The 17580-nt window shown below is 60.6% G+C and carries 19 protein-coding genes; 9 read left to right on the top strand and 10 right to left on the bottom strand.

Annotated elements, in window-relative coordinates; all coding sequences use genetic code 11:
• Positions 1-20: 20 nt before the first annotated feature.
• From B5E41_RS06385 to hemF, 3 genes are all read right to left on the bottom strand, one after another.
• A complete protein-coding gene (locus B5E41_RS06385) occupies positions 21-206 on the bottom strand; it encodes a DUF1059 domain-containing protein (protein WP_064806262.1) in 186 nt (61 codons plus the stop codon).
• Between the two features lie 113 nt (positions 207-319).
• Positions 320-583 (bottom strand): hypothetical protein, encoded by a 264-nt coding sequence (locus B5E41_RS06380; protein ID WP_088391941.1) that lies wholly within the window; start codon positions 581-583, stop codon positions 320-322.
• 102 nt (positions 584-685) lie between these two features.
• Positions 686-1597: an oxygen-dependent coproporphyrinogen oxidase gene (gene hemF, locus B5E41_RS06375; protein WP_088391939.1), complete on the bottom strand. Its 912-nt coding sequence runs from the start codon at positions 1595-1597 to the stop codon at positions 686-688.
• 167 nt (positions 1598-1764) lie between these two features.
• Between hemF and B5E41_RS06370 the strand changes: the two genes are divergently transcribed.
• Positions 1765-2025: a hypothetical protein gene (locus B5E41_RS06370; RefSeq protein ID WP_008530742.1), complete on the top strand. Its 261-nt coding sequence runs from the start codon at positions 1765-1767 to the stop codon at positions 2023-2025.
• 3 nt (positions 2026-2028) lie between these two features.
• On the opposite strand, the gene B5E41_RS06365 is transcribed toward B5E41_RS06370, so the two are convergent.
• Both B5E41_RS06365 and B5E41_RS06360 read right to left on the bottom strand, forming a co-directional pair.
• On the bottom strand, positions 2029-3675 hold the full coding sequence (locus B5E41_RS06365; protein ID WP_088391937.1) for a Na/Pi cotransporter family protein: 1647 nt from the start codon (positions 3673-3675) through the stop codon (positions 2029-2031).
• 196 nt (positions 3676-3871) lie between these two features.
• The gene (locus B5E41_RS06360) at positions 3872-4333 is read right to left on the bottom strand and encodes a tRNA (cytidine(34)-2'-O)-methyltransferase (protein WP_088391935.1); all 462 of its coding nucleotides are present in this window, start codon (positions 4331-4333) and stop codon (positions 3872-3874) included.
• 384 nt (positions 4334-4717) lie between these two features.
• On the opposite strand from B5E41_RS06360, the gene B5E41_RS06355 reads away from it, so the two are divergent.
• Positions 4718-6574, top strand: coding sequence for an ABC transporter ATP-binding protein (locus tag B5E41_RS06355; RefSeq protein ID WP_088391933.1), 1857 nt, complete (start codon positions 4718-4720; stop codon positions 6572-6574).
• Positions 6575-6661: 87 nt separating this feature from the next.
• On the opposite strand, the gene B5E41_RS06350 is transcribed toward B5E41_RS06355, so the two are convergent.
• The gene (locus B5E41_RS06350) at positions 6662-6892 is read right to left on the bottom strand and encodes a hypothetical protein (RefSeq protein WP_064804094.1); all 231 of its coding nucleotides are present in this window, start codon (positions 6890-6892) and stop codon (positions 6662-6664) included.
• 161 nt (positions 6893-7053) lie between these two features.
• Between B5E41_RS06350 and B5E41_RS06345 the strand changes: the two genes are divergently transcribed.
• Complete coding sequence (locus B5E41_RS06345; RefSeq protein WP_088391931.1) at positions 7054-8967, top strand: ABC transporter ATP-binding protein; 1914 nt, start codon at positions 7054-7056, stop codon at positions 8965-8967.
• Here B5E41_RS06345 and B5E41_RS06340 read toward each other — a convergent pair.
• Positions 8923-9855, bottom strand: a complete 933-nt coding sequence (locus B5E41_RS06340) for an endonuclease/exonuclease/phosphatase family protein (protein ID WP_088391929.1) — start codon at positions 9853-9855, stop codon at positions 8923-8925. The two genes, B5E41_RS06345 and B5E41_RS06340, sit on opposite strands and share 45 nt — an antisense overlap.
• Before the next feature lie 286 nt (positions 9856-10141).
• Between B5E41_RS06340 and petA the strand changes: the two genes are divergently transcribed.
• The 4 genes from petA (at position 10142) to B5E41_RS06320 (ending at position 13582) form a co-directional block, all read left to right on the top strand.
• On the top strand, positions 10142-10720 hold the full coding sequence (petA, locus tag B5E41_RS06335; RefSeq protein WP_011426278.1) for a ubiquinol-cytochrome c reductase iron-sulfur subunit: 579 nt from the start codon (positions 10142-10144) through the stop codon (positions 10718-10720).
• A 14-nt stretch (positions 10721-10734) separates the two neighbouring features.
• Positions 10735-12015, top strand: coding sequence for a cytochrome b (locus B5E41_RS06330; protein WP_064804088.1), 1281 nt, complete (start codon positions 10735-10737; stop codon positions 12013-12015).
• Positions 12016-12040: 25 nt separating this feature from the next.
• The gene (locus tag B5E41_RS06325; RefSeq protein ID WP_088391927.1) at positions 12041-12925 is read left to right on the top strand and encodes a cytochrome c1; all 885 of its coding nucleotides are present in this window, start codon (positions 12041-12043) and stop codon (positions 12923-12925) included.
• Between the two features lie 114 nt (positions 12926-13039).
• Positions 13040-13582 (top strand): adenine phosphoribosyltransferase, encoded by a 543-nt coding sequence (locus B5E41_RS06320; RefSeq protein ID WP_020921912.1) that lies wholly within the window; start codon positions 13040-13042, stop codon positions 13580-13582.
• A gap of 18 nt (positions 13583-13600) precedes the next feature.
• On the opposite strand, the gene B5E41_RS06315 is transcribed toward B5E41_RS06320, so the two are convergent.
• The gene (locus B5E41_RS06315) at positions 13601-14068 is read right to left on the bottom strand and encodes a MaoC family dehydratase (protein WP_088391925.1); all 468 of its coding nucleotides are present in this window, start codon (positions 14066-14068) and stop codon (positions 13601-13603) included.
• Entirely contained in the window at positions 14065-14556 is a 492-nt protein-coding gene (locus B5E41_RS06310) for a MaoC family dehydratase (RefSeq protein WP_088391923.1), read from the bottom strand. Before B5E41_RS06310 ends, B5E41_RS06315 begins: the two co-directional genes overlap by 4 nt.
• Before the next feature lie 190 nt (positions 14557-14746).
• On the opposite strand from B5E41_RS06310, the gene B5E41_RS06305 reads away from it, so the two are divergent.
• A complete protein-coding gene (locus tag B5E41_RS06305; protein ID WP_088391921.1) occupies positions 14747-15820 on the top strand; it encodes a hypothetical protein in 1074 nt (357 codons plus the stop codon).
• 16 nt (positions 15821-15836) lie between these two features.
• On the opposite strand, the gene ychF is transcribed toward B5E41_RS06305, so the two are convergent.
• On the bottom strand, positions 15837-16940 hold the full coding sequence (gene ychF / locus B5E41_RS06300) for a redox-regulated ATPase YchF (RefSeq protein WP_088391919.1): 1104 nt from the start codon (positions 16938-16940) through the stop codon (positions 15837-15839).
• 325 nt (positions 16941-17265) lie between these two features.
• Between ychF and clpS the strand changes: the two genes are divergently transcribed.
• Positions 17266-17577: an ATP-dependent Clp protease adapter ClpS gene (clpS, locus tag B5E41_RS06295; protein WP_088391917.1), complete on the top strand. Its 312-nt coding sequence runs from the start codon at positions 17266-17268 to the stop codon at positions 17575-17577.
• Positions 17578-17580 lie beyond the last annotated feature (3 nt).

The raw sequence follows: 17580 nt of genomic DNA, 5'->3' as shown, positions 1-17580 counted from the left end.
CAGGACTCGGTCACCGGCCGTCAGGCGGCGGTGGCTTCGTCGCGGATGCGTGCCTTGATGTTATCAACCATGTTTTCGCGTATGATCGTTTCGCCGTGAGCAGTCTTCAGGTGCTCGACGGCGCGGCGAACCACCTCTGCGTCATTATCCGCCCGGGTGTGCCAGGCGCAGCCGGGAACGAGCGTGCCGCATTCGAAAAGTCGCATGGTTTTCTCCTCTGTCTGGAACGCAACGGCCATCGCGCTTTCACGCGATTGATGAAATGTACGTGCGAAGAGAAGGTTCCGGCCGGCAGGAGGTGGCGACCGGAGAAGGTGCTTCAGTCGGGCATTGCCCAAGCTTTGTAGGTTTCCGAGAGATGGCCGGGCGTGTTGCTGTTGGCTGCGTCATTCTGCAGATCCTCCGGCGACTTTCCGCCGGCGAGTTGCAGCTTGACCTGCTCGATGAAGCAGGACAACGGCAGATCGGAGCCACTCTTGGCCCGCAGTTTCTCGGCAATGCGGATCAGGAACTCGGGTGTGTCGATTGCACGGAATGTTTCCTGGGCATCCGTGGACGCAGGCGAGCCGCTTGTTGTCGTCATGACAATCCTCCTCCGATTGTTACGCACGTACATATAAAGTTAGGACTCACTGAATTTTTATGAAGGTCCCTCAGCTCGAATTATCGATGAGTTTTTACAGTCTCACGGCCAGCGCACCACCGGAGGCAGTGACGAGAGAATGGATTCGACGTTGCCGCCGGTCTTCAGGCCGAAGATCGTGCCGCGATCATACAGCAGATTGAATTCGACGTAACGGCCTCGGCGGATCAATTGTTCGTCGCGGTCGGCTTCCGTCCATAGCTTGTTGAAGTTGGAGCGAACGATCTTCGGATAGACCATGGCGAAAGCCCTGCCGACATCCCGCGTGAAGGCGAAATCGGCATCCCAGCCGCCGGCTTCTTCGCTCGAATGCAGCCAGTCATAGAAGATGCCGCCGATGCCGCGAGGCTCGTTGCGGTGCTTCAGGAAGAAATAGTCGTCGCACCAGGCCTTGTAAGCGTCGTAATCAGCGACGGCGTGATTGCGGCAGGCGATCTCCATGGCCTTGTGGAAAAGCTGGCTGTCCTCGTCGTCCTGGGTGCGGCGGCGCGACAGCACCGGCGTCAGATCGGCACCACCCCCGAACCAGCGGCTTGATGTGACCACCATGCGGGTGTTCATATGCACCGTGGGAACATTGGGGTTAACGGGATGGGCGATCAGCGAAATGCCCGAGGCCCAGAAGCGCGGGTCGTCCTGGGCGCCCGGTATCTGCGCCCGGAACTCCGGAGAGAATTCGCCATGGACCGTTGAGGTATGGACACCGACCTTCTCGAAGACGCGGCCTTCCATCATCGACATGCGGCCACCGCCGCCAGCGCCTTCTTCACGCGACCAGTCCTTGACGACGAAGCGGCCTGGCTCCTGATCGGAGAGGGGGCCTTGCAGCTCGTCTTCAAGAGCTTCGAAGGAGGCGCAGATCGTATCGCGCAGTCCTTCGAACCAGTTGCGGGCGGCCGTCTTCTTCTCTTCGATATCCTCAGGCAAGCCGATTGGCAGTTCCGGTCTTTCCATGTCACGCCTCCGCGGCCGGCATCCGTTCAGGATGCGACTCGCTCATTCCTTGTTGCCCGCCACATCTAGCAGGCGGCGCCGCCTCTCGCCAAGCTGCGGCCAGGGCATCGAGATTCGACTCGCAAAACAAGGGTTTCGATACTATCTTTTCGACAGAGGTAGGGTTGATGGCAAAAATTCCAGGACCTCCGTCCTTCGACGGCCTGAAGCGCAGAATGGCGAGACACCGGGCGGAAAATCCTCCCCGTAAGAAAGACCATTTTGTGCGTGAGACATATTGCCTCGGCCTCCTCGACGCCCGCGCCAAGGCGCGCGAATGGTTCGACGAATATCCGAAAGCCGCCTATTGGACCGAGGTGGAAAGCTGGCGTCAGCTCGACGGTGACCAGATCGAATTCACCATGCGCCGCCTGCCTTCGGCCGACTGACCGTCACTCCGCGACGGCACGCACGCGGCTTTCGATCAGAAGGCCGCTTTCATCCAGGATCGGATGCGCCACCGAGACGATGTGCGCGTTGATCCTCTTCAGGTCACGCAGCATATCGAGATGCAGCGAGCTTGTCTGCAGACTGTCGGCGCGTCCGTCACGCAGGCGCTCCAGATGGTGTTCGGCCGACTGTTTCTCCATGCGCCGGACCTCCACCTTTGTCTCCATCATCTGACGCGCAAGATTGAAATCGCGAGTGACGAAGATCGTCTGAGCGACACGAAGATTGTCGATCGTCAGGTCGAACAGCTTACGCAATTCCTGATGACCGTCGTCGGAAAACCTGAGCCCAAGCGAGATCTTCTTCGATACCTGCTCCAGCAAGCCTTTCTCGATGATGTCGCCCATATGTTCGAGATTGATGGCATAATCGATGACAACGATCGAGCGGCGGGCGTTTTCGTCGCTGAGCCCCTCGCGGCCGAGCTTCGAGAGATAAACCTTCACCGCCTGCTGCAGCCTGTCGACGCGCTCTTCAAGGGTCGCGATTTCGGAAAGCTTGGAAGAGTCATTGCCTTCGAAGGCCTCGGAGACCCGGATCAGCATGCGCTCGATGAGGTCGCCGATGCCGAGCACTTCGCGGGTGGCGCTGGTCAAAGCAATGACGGGCGTCGAAAGCTCATGGGCGTCCAGATATTTCGGAGCCGTCTCCGGCTCGGCCTGATCCGGAACCAGGCGAGTCATCAGCGTGGCGAGCGGCCTCGAAAAGGGCCAGGCGAGGGCGGCGAGCAGAACATTGAAGAGCAGATGCGCATCGACTGGGAGCTTTGACGGTCCGAAGGGCAGCATCTGGATGAATTCCGCGCCGTAGTCCGCGAGAGGCAAGGCGATGATGCAGCCGAGCGCACGGACGGCGAGATTGCCGAACGTGACGCGTCGCGCCGAAACCGGCCCGGACATCGTCGCGACGACGGGCGGTATCGCGCCGCCGAGATTGGCGCCGAGCACGAGCACGATCACGAGTTCGGCAGAGATCAGGCCGGCCGAGGCGAGCGACAGGATGAGCACCACCACCGCCAGGCTGGACGATGAGACGAAGGCGAGCACTGCCGAGAAGAGGAGCGCCACCGGCAGAGCGCCATCCAGAAGGCTGATGAAAGCGGCGAGAGCGGGTGAGGCGCGCATCGGCTCCGTCGCAAGGCTCAGCAGATGCAGCGACAACAGCATCAGGCCGATGCCGATCAGCGCTGCGCCGCCGCCCTGGCGGGTGCTGGAGCGGCCGCGGTAAAGCACCATGCCGGAGAGGATCAGGAGCGGGGAGAGCCATTCGATGCCGGTCGCGACGATCCATGCAGTGACCGCCGTGCCGACATTGGCGCCGAGCAGGACGATCTGGGCCATGCGCGGCTTGATCAGATCACGTTCGACGAAGGAGGCGGTCATCAGCGCTGTTGCCGTCGAGCTCTGCAGCGCGACGGTCGCAACCAGTCCCGACAGGAATGAGCGAAGGCCGCCGCGCGTGCCGGTCGCCAGCCCCGTTCTCAGCCGGGCGCCGAAGGCCCTGGACACGCCGTCCTTCACCTGCGCGAGGCCGAACAGCAGCAGCGCCACGGCTCCGAACAGGTTGATCATGATGATCGTGGAATCCATTTTCTTGTTTTATTCTGCTTTCATCAGTCTACGGGCGTCGGCCTGGTGGCTAATCTTCCCAAGTTATTGAAATCGTAAAGGTCGTGTGGGATGTTTGATTGCCCGGCTAATAAATATACGCCGGTTTGATCGATTGACAATGTCGATTTTCGACACTTCCCGATATATTCGGCAATCCGTTTCGGGCAGGCCCCAATCAAGCCCAGACGGTTTGGCGCATCGCCTCGCCGACGATCATGGCTGCTGAGACTGCGACATTGATCGACCGCTGGCCTTCGACCATCGGGATGAGGATGCGGGCGTCGGCTCTCTCGTGCACGTGATCCGGCAGGCCGGCGCTTTCGCGCCCGAAAAGCAGGACATCGTCCGGACGGAAGGCGAAATCGATGTAGCGGTCGGCCGCCTTGGTCGAGGCAAGGATCAGACGGCGGCCTGACGTGGTGCGCCATGCCTCGAAGCGGTGCCAGTTGATATGGCGGGTCAGCGCGGCGGCGGCGATATAATCCATGCCCGATCGTTTCAGATTGCGGTCGGAGACATCGAAGCCGGCGGGCTCGATCAGGTCGACGGCGAAGCCGAGGCAGGCGGCAAGGCGCAGGATCGTGCCGGTATTGCCGGGGATGTCCGGCTGGTAGAGTGCCAATCTGAGGTTCGTCATTCAGGCGCCGCCCGTTGGTTTCGAAGCGGGAGGCCTAATACAACTGTGATTTCAGCGCAACAGGGCGCAGTTTGGCCCAGAAACGTTCTGTTCGCGTCAGTTCGGGGCTGGAAATTTCGCAGTTTTCGCGTTATGCATGCACATCTTCGAACGCCAGCAGGGAGGGCCACATGAATATTTTGCTTATTATGCGCTTTCCCGCCGTAATGCCGATCAAGGCGACATGGCGCCGCTAGAGCGGGCTTCTTTCTAAAACTTCCCTTTTGATCCTTTGCGCGGCTGATTCAGCCTCGCCCCTTGAACGTCCGGTTCCCATATGTGCTTGCATGGCGCCGAGATGGCGCGAAGCCAGGAGCCGGAACGCTGATGTTTCGGAGCAATTTCATGTTTGGCTGGTTCGAACAGCGACTCAACCCCTTTCCGAGCGAGGAGCCCGTCGCGCCCCCGAAAGGTCTCTTTGCTTTCTGCTGGCATTACAGCAAGCCGGCAGCGCCCTGGCTCGCTCTGATGGCCGTACTGACGGCTTCGATCGCGATCGGCGAGGTGGCGCTCTTCCAGTTTCTCGGCGATATCGTCGACTGGCTGACCAACGCCGATCGCGGCACCTTCCTGCAGACGGAAGGCCACAAGCTGTTCTGGATGGCGGCGCTGGTGCTGGTCGGCTTGCCGCTGGCGGCCGGGCTCGATTCCCTCATCATGCACCAGATGCTGCTCGGCAACTATCCGATGATGGCGCGCTGGCAGATGCACCGCTTCCTGCTGCGCCACAGCATGACGTTCTTCGCCAATGAATTTGCCGGGCGCGTTGCGACCAAGGTGATGCAGACCTCGCTTGCCGTGCGCGAAACGGTGATGAAGATCCTCGATGTCTTCGTCTATGTCGTCAGCTATTTTTTGACGATGATCATCGTGATTGCCGCGGCCGACTGGCGGCTGATGATCCCGATCCTCGTCTGGCTCACCATCTATGTCAGCATCGTGTCGTACTTCGTGCCGCGGCTTCGCAAGATCGCTGCCCAGCAGGCGGATGCGCGCTCTATGATGACGGGGCGCGTAGTCGACAGCTACACGAACATCGCAACCGTCAAGCTGTTCTCGCATGCGGGACGTGAGGAGATCTATGCCAAACAGGGCATGGACGAGTTCCTGCAGACCGTGCACAAACAGATGCGAAAGGTGACACTATTCCATATCAGCGTCTACCTGAACAACTGCGTCGCGCTCTTCGTCGTCTCAGGCCTGTCGATCTGGTTTTGGCTGAACGGGGCGATCTCGGTCGGCGCGATCGCCATCGCCATCGGTCTTGCCATGCGTGTCAACGGCATGTCGCAATGGATCATGTGGGAAGTCTCGGCGCTGTTCGAGAATATCGGCACAGTTTACGACGGCATGGAGATGATGAGCAAGCAGCACGACATCACCGACAAGCCGAATGCGCCTGACATGACGGCGAAGAAGGGGGCGATCCATTACGATCGCATCCGCTTCCACTATGGCAAGGGCAAGGGTGTCATCGACAATCTGTCGCTCGACATCAAGGCAGGCGAGAAAGTCGGTCTGGTCGGTCGTTCCGGCGCCGGCAAGACGACGCTGATGAACCTGCTGCTGCGCTTCTACGACCTGGAGGCCGGGCGCATCACCATCGACGGGCAGGATATATCAGGCGTCTCGCAGGAGAGCCTGCGTTCGCTGATCGGCGTGGTGACGCAGGATACGTCGCTGCTGCATCGCTCGATCCGCGACAACATCGCCTATGGCCGGCCGGAGGCGAGCGACGCGGAGGTGATCGAAGCCGCAAAGCGGGCCAATGCCTGGGAATTCATCGAAGGGCTTGTAGATATGCAGGGCCGCCAGGGGCTCGACGCGCAGGTCGGCGAACGCGGCGTCAAGCTCTCCGGCGGCCAGCGGCAGCGGATCGCCATCGCTCGTGTCTTCCTGAAGGATGCGCCGATCCTGGTGCTCGACGAGGCGACCTCGGCGCTTGATTCGGAAGTCGAAGCGGCGATTCAGGAAAACCTCTTCGCCCTGATGGAAGGCAAGACGGTGATCGCGATCGCCCACCGGCTTTCGACGCTGACGGAGATGGACCGGTTGATCGTGCTCGACAAGGGCCGGATCATCGAGGCCGGTTCGCACGCGGACCTGATCGGAGGCGGCGGCATCTACGCCGACCTCTGGAACCGTCAGTCCGGCGGCTTCCTCTCCGATCACGCCGAGCAGGCGGAAGAGGCTGCGGAATGAGAGAAGCCCTCCCGGCGCAAGCGGGGAGGGCCTTTTCAATTGTTAAATTGATTTACTTGCCAATGGGAACGGGCGCCGTTTGCCTGCTCAAAGGCTGTCGGCCCAGTCGATCACGCGGTCATGTTCGACGACGACGATGGTGTTGGCAGCTGCAAGGGTGCGCAGCGCCACGATGCGGCGGCGTTCCTCGCTGTCGAGCCAGGCGGCGATAGCCTCGATGACGATCTCGTCGCGCGGCAGCGCCAAGTCGAGAGCCAGGGCATCCAACCTTTCCGCAAGCGGAAGCGGAATATGCGCATCGAGCATTTTCGTTTCCATGACCTTCTCTCCGGTGAAGCGCGATCCTATCGTCAGATTGTGACGGGTTCGGAGGCAATCAATGGCAATGCCGCCGATGTTATCGTTTATTACCAAAATATTAGGTTGCGTCCGCTTTCCATTCCCTTTGCCGCTCCCCTCAATCCGCCTATATCGCTTCCATGTTCCTGCGACCCGTCTTCCGCCTGTTCGAAACCTGGATCGATCCGTTCCGCCCGCGCGACAACTTGCAGCCGCCGCGTGCTACGCTCGGTTTCATCTGGTTTTACATCGGCCAGGCGAAGATGCCGTTCATCGCCATGCTCATTCTCGGCGGGACGTCAGCGGCCATCGAGGCCGCACTCTTCTGGTTCGTCGGACGCCTCGTCGATATTCTCGCCAGCATTAAGCCCGGCGTCGGCTGGAGCGGTCTTCTCGCGGCGCATGGCGGCGAGCTGTTCGGCATGCTCGCTCTCATCGGGCTCGTGCGCTTCGTCGTCGCCTTCATGATTGCCCTCGTCGATCAGCAGGTGATCACGCCGGGCTTCTACAATCTAGCACGTTGGCAATCTTATCTCCACGTCTCAAGGCAATCATTGTCGTTCTTTCAGAGCGATTTCTCCGGGCGTATCGTCACCAAGGTCTGGTCTGCCGGGCAGGCAACCGGCGATCTCGTCACGTCGCTGATGGAAAGCGTCTGGTTTGTCGGAATTTATGCGGTAACGACGCTCGTGCTCGTCGCCCGGCTGGACTTTACACTCGCCGCCGTCGTGCTGTTCTGGCTTGGCGCCTTCAGCCTGCTTGCCCGCCACTTCGTCCCGCGGATCCGCCATCATTCCCGCGAAACGGCGGAGGCCGGATCGATGCTGAACGGCCGGATGGTCGACTCCTATAGCAATATGCAGACGCTGAAGCTGTTCGCACGCGATGAAGAGAGCGATCGCTACATGCGCCAGGGTTTCGATATCTATCAGGACACGGTGCTGCGCTTCACGCGGTTCATCACCGGCGTGCGGGCCTCCATGGCCCTGCTCTCCGGCCTGATGATCGTAACGATGGCCTGCTTGAGCGTCGATCTCTGGCTGCGCGGCTTGATCAGTTCCGGCGCGGTGGCATTTTCGCTGGCGCTGGTGCTCCGGCTGAATTTCCTGCTCGGCAGGCTGATGACGCAGTTCAACGGCATCATGCGCAATCTCGGCACCATCCAGAATTCCGCGGAACTGATTTCCCAGCCGCTCGGACTCGTCGATCGGCCCGATGCGATGAGCCTGGTGATCCGCCATCCCGGCATTCGCTTCGACAATGTCTCCTTCCGCTACGGCAAGGGTCAGCAGCCCGTCGTCGAGAATTTCTCCTTGACCATCCGCCCCGGCGAGAAGGTCGGGGTCGTCGGGCGTTCGGGCGCCGGCAAATCAACGCTGATGAACCTGCTGCTGCGTCTCTATGACATCCAGGACGGCCGCATTCTGGTCGACGGCCAGGATATATCGGCGGTGACCCAGGAATCGCTCAGGATGCAGATCGGCGTCGTCAGCCAGGATACGTCGCTGCTTCATCGTTCCGTGCGCGACAATATACTCTTCGGACGGCCGGATGCCGGCGAGGAGCGGCTGGTCGAAGCGGCCCGACGCGCCGAAGCCATCGACTTCATTGCCCGCCTGCAGGATCAGCAGGGACGTAGAGGTTTCGATGCGCATGTCGGCGAACGCGGCGTCAAACTGTCGGGCGGGCAGCGGCAGCGCATCGCCATCGCGCGAGTCATGCTGAAGGACGCGCCGATCCTGGTTCTCGACGAAGCGACGTCGGCGCTCGATTCGGAAGTGGAGGAAGCGATCCAGTCCAATCTCCATCGGATCATGGAGGGCAAGACAGTGCTCGCGATCGCCCACCGGCTGTCGACGATCGCCGCGCTCGACCGGCTGATCGTCGTCGACCATGGCCGGATCATCGAGGAGGGCAGCCACGACGAGCTGCTTCGCCGCGGCGGGCTCTATGCCGAACTCTGGGCACGCCAATCCGGCGGTTTTCTCGCGTCCGACGAGGATGCAGGCTCAAGGATCGAGGACGAATTCCGCCATGAGGCCAAAATGGTTTGATCCGAAACTGTTCTCGATGCGGCGGACCGATTTCAGCCGCAGCGGCGCTTTGCTGAAGACGTGATCGATCGAAATGCCGAAGGGGCCGGCGGCGATCGGCCATGTCGCAGGCTCCAGCGATGCTGTGCCCAAGCCCTGGCTGCGCATGAGATACTGCACATCCGGCGCCAGAATCGACGTATTGAAATCACCGGCAAGCACGAGCGGTCCCGGCAGCGAAGGGATAATCTCGGCGAGATCTTCGACTTCCAGCCCATGGAATTCGTCGTAATAGGGTTTGGTCAGGTGCGCGGCGAGGAAGTTGATCTTCTGGCCGTCGAAATCGATCGTCGAGATCGTCAGGCGGTTGCGCCACAGCAGGCCGAGGTTGCGGATGCGAGGTTCGATCAGCGGGCGCTTCGACAGGACGAGCGTATCGCATTGCTCCATGCCGACGCCGCAGCCGACGTAATAGGGGTAGGTCTTCAGCAGTCGTGGCAATTCGGAGAGTACCGGTTCGGCTTCGAGGATGTTGACGACGTCGGCCCCCGAGCCGATCGCCATGTCGGCGATATCAGCGCCGTTTGCGAAATTGTCGTTCTCTATATTAAAGGACATCAGCTTGAAGAGAGCAGGGCGGCTCTCGTCTACCGCAGGCTCGGCGAATTCACGCGTCATCACGATGCCGTGGACGACGAGAACCATCGACGCGCCGAGTGTCAGCAGCGCGTACCAATGCCGCTTGAAGAGGAGGGCTATGCCGGAGGCCACTGCTGCGGCAGCCGCCAGATGGATCTGAAAGCTGTAAAAAAGAGAAAGCAGATAGAAATCTTTGACATAGCGCAGCGAGATAATGGCGAGGACGAGGGTTGTGAGAACGCTCATTACGCAAAAGATCGTGTCTCTCATCCGCTCGGGTCCGGCTGGCTGGCATCGTTGCGGTTGCGCCTAACACGGCTGCTTTTTTGTTGCAATGCAACATAAGGGCAAGCGGGTGTTTGCCGTAAAAAATTCATCTGAAATTTCCCGCGACATTGTGCCCTCGTCCCCTAGTCAAGGCTGGACATAATTTGCGATCAAGCTTAGAACGCGCCGGATTGCCGGGGAATCTATGGCCGAAATGTGTCCAGATCGATTCGCCAGCAGAGGGGGCGGGGCGGAATTCCGCGATAATTGCGCAGAGGATGGTTAAGCCGTGAGCGAACACGTAACGACAAGCGAGGCTTCAGCAGAGCCCACTCGCCGTGATTTCCTTTATCTCACCACTGGTATGGCGGGCGCTGTCGGCGCTGTTGCTGTCGCATGGCCGTTTATCGACCAGATGCGTCCGGATGCATCGACGCTGGCGCTGGCCTCCATCGAAGTCGATGTCGCGAGCCTCGAGCCCGGCATGTCACTGACGGTCAAGTGGCGCGGCAAGCCGATCTTTATCCGCAACCGCACACCGGAGGAAGTGAAGGCGGCAGCCGATGTTCCGCTGGCGGATCTCAAGGATCCGATCGCGCGCAATGCCAACCTTCCGCCTGAAGCGCAGGCGACCGGTGTTGACCGTTCGGGCGGCAAGGACAAGGAAAACTGGATCGTCATGATCGGCACCTGCACCCATCTCGGTTGCGTTCCGCTCGGTCAGGCCGGTGAGTACAATGGTTGGTTCTGTCCCTGCCATGGCTCAGTCTACGACACGGCCGGCCGCATTCGCAAAGGCCCTGCGCCGCAGAACCTGGCGATTCCGACCTTTTCATTTGTGTCCGATACCAAAATCAAGATCGGTTGAGGGGAGACTGATTTATGAGTGGCCATTCCAGCTACGAACCATCAACCGGCTTCGAAAAATGGGTCGATGCGCGCCTGCCGCTGCCGCGCATGGTCTATGACAGCTTCGTGGCATATCCGGTTCCCAGAAACCTGAACTATGCCTATACCTTCGGCGCGATGCTTTCCGTCATGCTGATCGTGCAGATCCTGACGGGTGTCGTGCTCGCCATGCACTATGCCGCCGACACGACAATCGCTTTCAACTCCGTTGAAAAGATCATGCGCGACGTCAACCACGGCTGGCTGCTGCGCTACCTGCATGCCAACGGCGCCTCCTTCTTCTTCGTCGCCGTCTACCTGCACATTGCCCGGGGCCTCTATTATGGCTCCTACAAGGCGCCGCGCGAAATCCTCTGGATCCTCGGCGTGGTCATCTACCTGCTGATGATGGCGACGGGCTTCATGGGCTACGTCCTGCCCTGGGGGCAGATGTCTTTCTGGGGCGCGACCGTCATCACCGGCTTCTTCTCGGCCTTCCCTCTGGTCGGCGAATGGGTGCAGCAGTTCCTGCTCGGCGGCTTTGCCGTCGATCAGCCGACGCTGAACCGCTTCTTCTCGCTGCATTACCTGCTGCCTTTCATGATCGCCGGCGTCGTCGTCCTGCATATCTGGGCGCTGCACGTCACAGGCCAGACGAACCCGACCGGCGTCGAGGTCAAGACGAAGACCGACACGGTGCGTTTTACGCCCTATGCGACGATGAAGGACGCCCTCGGCGTCTCCGTCTTCCTGCTCGTTTATGCCTATTTCGTCTTCTACCTGCCGAACTTCCTCGGTCACGCCGATAACTACATCCCGGCCGATCCGTTGAAGACGCCTGCCCACATCGTTCCCGAATGGTACTTCCTGCCGTTCTACGCGATGCTGCGTTCGATCACCTTCAACATCGGCCCGATCGACTCCAAGCTTGGCGGCGTGCTCGTGATGTTCGGCGCGATCATCGTGCTCTTCTTCCTGCCGTGGCTTGACACCTCGAAGGTCCGCTCGGCGGTCTATCGTCCCTGGTACAAGCTGTTCTTCTGGCTGTTCGTGCTCAACGCGATCATCCTCGGCTGGCTCGGTTCGCAGCCGGCGGAAGGCAGCTACGTCATCGTGTCGCAGATCTGCACGCTTCTCTACTTCGCCTTCTTCCTGGTCGCGATGCCAGTTCTGGGTCTGGTGGAAACGCCGCGCCGCATCCCGAACTCGATCACTGAAGCGGTGCTGGAAAAGCGCAACAAGACCACTGGCGCCACCGCGGCGGCCAATGCGTAAGCGAGCGACGGAAGGGAATAGAACTATGAAAACGCTTGTTGCAAGCATTCTGCCGCTTGCCGTCGCCGCTCTCCTTGGCAGCGCCGCTTTCGCCGAGGAAGCGACGCCCACGAATGGTGCAGCTCCCGCGCATCACGAGGAAGGAGCGACGCCGCACTATCCGCTAAAGGAGCCAAAGGAGCAGGAATGGAGCTTTGCCGGCCCCTTCGGCCACTACGATAAGGCTCAGCTCCAGCGCGGCCTCAAGGTCTACACGGAAGTCTGTTCTGCCTGCCATTCGATGAGCCTCGTGCCTTTCCGCACGCTCGACGAACTCGGTTATTCCGAGGCACAGGTGAAGGCATTCGCTGCCAATTACGAAGTTCAGGACGGGCCGGACTCAGCCGGCGAAATGTTCACCCGCAAGGCAGTCCCTTCGGATCATTTCCCATCGCCCTTCGCTAATGCTGAAGCCGCGGCTGCGTCCAACAACGGTGCGGCTCCGCCCGATTTTTCGCTGATCGCCAAGGCCCGTGAAGTCGAGCGCGGCTTCCCGCAATTCGTCTTCGACATCTTTACGCAGTATCAGGAAAGCGGCCCGGACTACATCTACTCGCTGCTGACCGGCTATGAAGAGCCGCCCGCCGGCTTCCAGGTGGCGCAGGGCGCACATTATAACCCGTATTTCCATGCTGCCGCCGTTCTCGCTATGCCGAAACCGCTTTCCGACGGCCAGGTAACTTATGACGACGGCGCGCCGGCAACCGTCGACCAATATGCCAAGGACGTTTCCGCCTTCCTGATGTGGGCCGCCGAACCGCATCTCGAGGAGCGCAAGCGCACCGGCTTCATGGTGATGGTGTTCCTGGCGATCTTTACCGTGCTGATCTACCTGACGAAGCGCTCGGTTTACGCCAACAAGGAACATTAAGCGTTCTGTGCCTGAATTCGAAAGGCGGCTTGCGAGCCGCCTTTTTTGTTGGTTCCACCCTCGGCAATTGATAGGGTGCGGCCGGTTTTATGTGCTCGCAGATACGGACGTTCCATGGGCAATACAATTTCGGAGCTCGCAGCCAGCATTCGCTCCATCCCCGACTATCCCAATCCCGGTATCATCTTCCGCGACATCACCACGCTGCTCGGCAACCCCCGTGCTTTCCGCCGGGCGGTCGACGAGCTGGTGCAACCCTATGCCGGCACGAAGGTCGACAAGATCGCCGGCATGGAGGCGCGCGGCTTCATCCTCGGCGGTGCGGTGGCGCACCAGCTTTCCTCGGGCTTCGTGCCGATCCGCAAGAAGGGCAAGTTGCCGCACGACACCGTGCGCATTGCCTACAGCCTGGAATATGGCGTCGACGAAATGGAGATGCATCGCGATGCGGTCCAGCCCGGCGAGAAGGTGATCCTGGTCGATGATCTCATCGCCACCGGCGGCACGGCCGTGGGCGCGACGCAGCTTCTGCGCCAGATCGGCGCGGAGGTGGTCGGTGCCTGCTTCGTCATCGATCTGCCCGACCTTGGCGGCCGCAGGAAGCTGGAAGAGCTCGGCGTCGTCGTCCACACGCTGGTCGAATTCTCCGGGCATTGAGCCTGCATTGCGACGGCGTCAGTCGAATTCCAGGACACTGCTTTCGAAGCGCATGACGGGATCGCCGTTGTGATTGACGCCCTCGCAGAGGATGGTGTTAAGGTGCCAGCCCGGCCGCGATGCGAGCGGTCGGCTGGAGAGCAGGGCGACGGAATAGGTCACGACGTCGCCCGCGAAGACCGGCCGCAGCCATTGCAGTTTCTGAAAGCCGGGTGAGGGGCCGAGGTTCGGCGCCGTCAGGCCCTGCTCGGCGAGTGCGACGCGCTGCCTTTCCCAGAAGGCGAGGAAGGTCCGCATCCAGGCGGCCGTGGTGTGCCAGCCCGAGGCGCAAAGCCCGCCGAAGAGCGTGTCTTTCGCGGCTTCCTTATCGACGTGAAAACGCTGCGGGTCGTGGCGGATTGCGAAGCGGATGATGTTTTCCTCGGTGAAGGTGTAGCTGCCGATCTCGGCTTTCTGACCGACGGCGTAAAGCTCGGACATTCTCATGCTGACGGCTCCGACCTCGCGTTGGCCTCCTCCGGAGTGGGGCGCATGCGGATCATCACGGAATTCTCCGAGAGGCAGACGAGTTCTCCATGCTGGTTTTCCACCGCGTGGCGGAATTTGACGATGCCCATGCCGGGGCGCGAGCGCATTGGCCGGGCTTCGAGAACGGTCGAATGGCCCTGCAGCGTATCGCCTGCCAGCACCGGTTTTCGCCATTCCATCAGATCGATGCCCGGCGCACCCTCGCAAAGCGCGTTCAGCACGTAGCTGTCTGCCATCATGCGCATGAGCATTGCAGAGGTATGCCAGCCGGAGGCGGCAAGCCCGCCGAGGATGCTGGCGCGGCCGGCGGCTTCGTCGAGATGCATTGGCTGCGGGTCGAATTCGCTGGCGAACTCGATGATTTCTTCGGTGAGCACCAGTTTCGGGCCAAGGGCGAAACGGCGGCCGAGTTCAAAATCCTCGAAAGACAGCTTTTCTGCCGGCATTCTCTCCTCCGCCATATCAAGCGCCTAGAACAGGATGTTTTTAGGCCGGTCGGTCCAATCTGAATCCTGTTCTACATTAAAGAGTTAGAGCATGATGTCGTCCGAAAACCGCTTACACTTTTCGGCATCATGCTCTAGTGCTTACAATAGCATCCGCGCGGGCTCAATGATTCCCGGGAGACAAACCGGTATGACGGAACTGAGGTCGATACTTGACGAGGCGGCGCGCCAGGGGCTGATTTCGTCGGAAGCGGGCGGGCGGCTGCTGCCGTTTCTGACCGAGCGTGGCGTGACTGTTGTTGAGACGCAGAAGGCAGTCGCAGCCGAAGAGCGGGCCTGGTCGGACACCGAGACGCCACGCTTCGTGCGCGGCTTTCACGACGTGCTGATCACCATCGGTGTTATCGTCGCGCTCGTCGGCCTCTGGGGCCTGGCGCCGCTTTACGCCGTGCCGGTCGCTATCATCGTGCTTTCGGAAATCCTGGTGCGCCGCCAGCGGCTCGCCTTGCCGGCTGTCAGCCTGACAATCGCGCTGTTCTGCTGGACATTTTTGCTGATGTCTCGCGTCTTCACACCGTGGACCTCCGAAGTTGGGGCGGATCTGACGCAGTTCGTCGCCGGCTTTCCGATTCTGCTCTGCGTCTATTATGCCCGCTATCGCGTGCCGTTGTCGCTGGCGCTCACGATCATGTCGACGCTTGCCTTGGTGCTCACGCTGCTTTTGCGCCTGGTGCAATGGCTAAGCGGCAATCCCGCGTTTTTCGTCGATCATCTTGGCGTGCTGGCCGCGGTCGCTTTCGTCTGTGCGCTCGGCCTGTTCACGACGGCGCTTTATTTCGATCTCGGCGACCGGCTGCGGCGGACGACGCGTTCGGATATCGCTTTCTGGCTGCATCTCGGTGCGGCGCCGGCGCTGCTCTACAGCACCGTCTCCCTGCTGTCGTTCGGGGAAGCCGGCCATATCTTCGACCTGGCGAACATGTCGGCCCGGACTCCTGTGGTCGTCGCCACCGTGGCGGCGCTGATGCTGATCGGCCTCGTCATCGATCGTCGCGCCTTCGTCACGTCGGGGCTGCTGTCCCTCGGCGTTGCGATCTTCAGCGTGGTTCGAAAGGGAAATGCGACTGTCGACACCTACATCTTCACGACGCTGATCGTCGTCGGCGCGATCGTGCTCATTATCGGAACAGGCTGGATGCCGCTTCGGCGGCTGGTGCTCAGGGCACTACCGCCGGCAATCGCAAACAGGCTGCCGCCCGGTTAAGGCGGCAGCGATTTGATCAGGTGTTGAAACGGAAGTGGATCACGTCGCCGTCCTGGACGACGTATTCCTTGCCTTCGTCTCGCGCCTTGCCTGCATCCTTGGCGCCAACTTCGCCGTTGTACTTGATGTAATCGTCGTAGGCGATGGTGTTGGCGCGGATGAAGCCGCGTTCGAAATCCGAGTGGATGACGCCGGCGGCCTGCGGCGCCTTGGTGCCGCGCTCGATCGTCCAGGCGCGCGTTTCCTTCGGACCGACGGTGAAATAGGTGATGAGATCGAGCAGCTTATAGCCGGCGCGGATCAGCCGGTCGAGGCCCGCCTCGTCAAGGCCTAGGGCAGAGAGGAATTCCTTGGCTTCCTCTTCGGCAAGCTGGGCGACCTCAGCTTCGATCGCCGCCGAGATGATGACGGTTTCGGCACCCTGCTCCTTCGCCATGGCGGCGACGGCGGCGGTGAATTCGTTGCCGGTTGAGGCATCGCCTTCGGCGACGTTGCAGACATAGAGCACCGGATGCGAGGTGAGGAGGTTGAGGCCCTTGAGGGTGGCGATCTCCTCGGCATCGAGCTTCGACAGCAGCGTGCGCACCGGCTTGCCCTCGTTGAGCAGCTTCAGCGAGGCTTCCATGATCGGTAGCATCGCCATCGATTCCTTGTCCTTGCCGGTGGCGCGCTTGCGCGTCTGCTCGGTGCGGCGCTCCAGGCTTTCGAGATCGGCGAGCATCAGCTCGGTCTCGATCGTCTCGGCATCGGCGACCGGATTGATACGGCCCTCGACATGGGTGATGTCGCTGTCTTCGAAGCAACGCAGCACGTGCACGATGGCGTCGACTTCGCGGATATTGGCGAGGAACTGATTGCCAAGGCCTTCGCCCTTCGAGGCGCCGCGGACGAGGCCCGCAATGTCGACAAAGGAGATGCGGGTCGGGATCAGTTCCTTGGACTTGGCGATGTCGGCGAGCTTGCGCATGCGCGGATCGGGCACCGCGACTTCGCCGGTGTTCGGCTCGATGGTGCAGAAGGGGTAGTTCGCCGCCTGTGCGGCCGCCGTCTTGGTGAGCGCGTTGAAGAGGGTCGATTTGCCGACGTTCGGCAGACCGACGATGCCGCATTTGAAGCCCATGGCTAAAACCTGCTGTTCTTGAATTTCTTGCTGGTGCCTATGGGATAAAGGAGCAATATGGTCAAGTCTTAGCGAGCTTTTAACGTTGCTCACTTGCCCAAGGAACGGCGCCGGCCTATTTTCGAGGGCGATCGCGGTTTCGATGCATTGCGGATTTCGTCAACTGCACGATCGCTGTTGCCGGCCGCAATGACATCCGGCTTCAACTCGGCGAATTTCCTGCTTCAAGGTGGGGCAGCCACGGCGCACCGTCGAAAATTCGTCATCGACAATGATTAGTTGTTCTGAAGAACCCTGACCATGTCATCAACGGGTGGATTTTCCGATGAGTGACAGTGACGTTGCCCTGAAACCGAAGACCAAGGTGAAGCCGAAGCTGGACAAGCCGAAGCTCTACAAGGTCATTCTCGTCAACGACGATTACACACCGCGCGAATTCGTCATCGTGATCCTGAAAGTCGTCTTCCGCATGAGCGAGGAGACCGGCTATCGGGTGATGATGACGGCGCACAAGCTCGGCTCCTGCGTGGTCGTGGTCTGCGCCAAGGACATTGCCGAGACCAAGGCCAAGGAGGGTATCGACCTTGCCAAGGAGATGGGTTTCCCGCTGATGTTCACCACCGAGCCAGAGGAATAGCCC

This window comes from Rhizobium esperanzae (assembly GCF_002204185.1).
GTDB classification, from domain to species: Bacteria; Pseudomonadota; Alphaproteobacteria; order Rhizobiales; family Rhizobiaceae; genus Rhizobium; species Rhizobium esperanzae.
This window is presented reverse-complemented; position numbering and strand designations above follow the sequence as displayed.

Excerpts from the sequence above, each read along its gene's own strand:
- B5E41_RS06385 (WP_064806262.1), bottom strand. The coding sequence starts at position 206 with ATGCGACTTTTCGAATGCGGCACGCTCGTTCCCGGCTGCGCCTGGCAC.
- B5E41_RS06380 (WP_088391941.1), bottom strand. The coding sequence starts at position 583 with ATGACGACAACAAGCGGCTCGCCTGCGTCCACGGATGCCCAGGAAACA.
- hemF (WP_088391939.1), bottom strand. The coding sequence starts at position 1,597 with ATGGAAAGACCGGAACTGCCAATCGGCTTGCCTGAGGATATCGAAGAG.
- B5E41_RS06370 (WP_008530742.1), top strand. The coding sequence starts at position 1,765 with ATGGCAAAAATTCCAGGACCTCCGTCCTTCGACGGCCTGAAGCGCAGA.
- B5E41_RS06365 (WP_088391937.1), bottom strand. The coding sequence starts at position 3,675 with ATGGATTCCACGATCATCATGATCAACCTGTTCGGAGCCGTGGCGCTG.
- B5E41_RS06360 (WP_088391935.1), bottom strand. The coding sequence starts at position 4,333 with ATGACGAACCTCAGATTGGCACTCTACCAGCCGGACATCCCCGGCAAT.
- B5E41_RS06355 (WP_088391933.1), top strand. The coding sequence starts at position 4,718 with ATGTTTGGCTGGTTCGAACAGCGACTCAACCCCTTTCCGAGCGAGGAG.
- B5E41_RS06350 (WP_064804094.1), bottom strand. The coding sequence starts at position 6,892 with ATGGAAACGAAAATGCTCGATGCGCATATTCCGCTTCCGCTTGCGGAA.
- B5E41_RS06345 (WP_088391931.1), top strand. The coding sequence starts at position 7,054 with ATGTTCCTGCGACCCGTCTTCCGCCTGTTCGAAACCTGGATCGATCCG.
- B5E41_RS06340 (WP_088391929.1), bottom strand. The coding sequence starts at position 9,855 with ATGAGAGACACGATCTTTTGCGTAATGAGCGTTCTCACAACCCTCGTC.
- B5E41_RS06330 (WP_064804088.1), top strand. The coding sequence starts at position 10,735 with ATGAGTGGCCATTCCAGCTACGAACCATCAACCGGCTTCGAAAAATGG.
- B5E41_RS06325 (WP_088391927.1), top strand. The coding sequence starts at position 12,041 with ATGAAAACGCTTGTTGCAAGCATTCTGCCGCTTGCCGTCGCCGCTCTC.
- B5E41_RS06320 (WP_020921912.1), top strand. The coding sequence starts at position 13,040 with ATGGGCAATACAATTTCGGAGCTCGCAGCCAGCATTCGCTCCATCCCC.
- B5E41_RS06315 (WP_088391925.1), bottom strand. The coding sequence starts at position 14,068 with ATGAGAATGTCCGAGCTTTACGCCGTCGGTCAGAAAGCCGAGATCGGC.
- B5E41_RS06310 (WP_088391923.1), bottom strand. The coding sequence starts at position 14,556 with ATGCCGGCAGAAAAGCTGTCTTTCGAGGATTTTGAACTCGGCCGCCGT.
- B5E41_RS06305 (WP_088391921.1), top strand. The coding sequence starts at position 14,747 with ATGACGGAACTGAGGTCGATACTTGACGAGGCGGCGCGCCAGGGGCTG.
- ychF (WP_088391919.1), bottom strand. The coding sequence starts at position 16,940 with ATGGGCTTCAAATGCGGCATCGTCGGTCTGCCGAACGTCGGCAAATCG.
- clpS (WP_088391917.1), top strand. The coding sequence starts at position 17,266 with ATGAGTGACAGTGACGTTGCCCTGAAACCGAAGACCAAGGTGAAGCCG.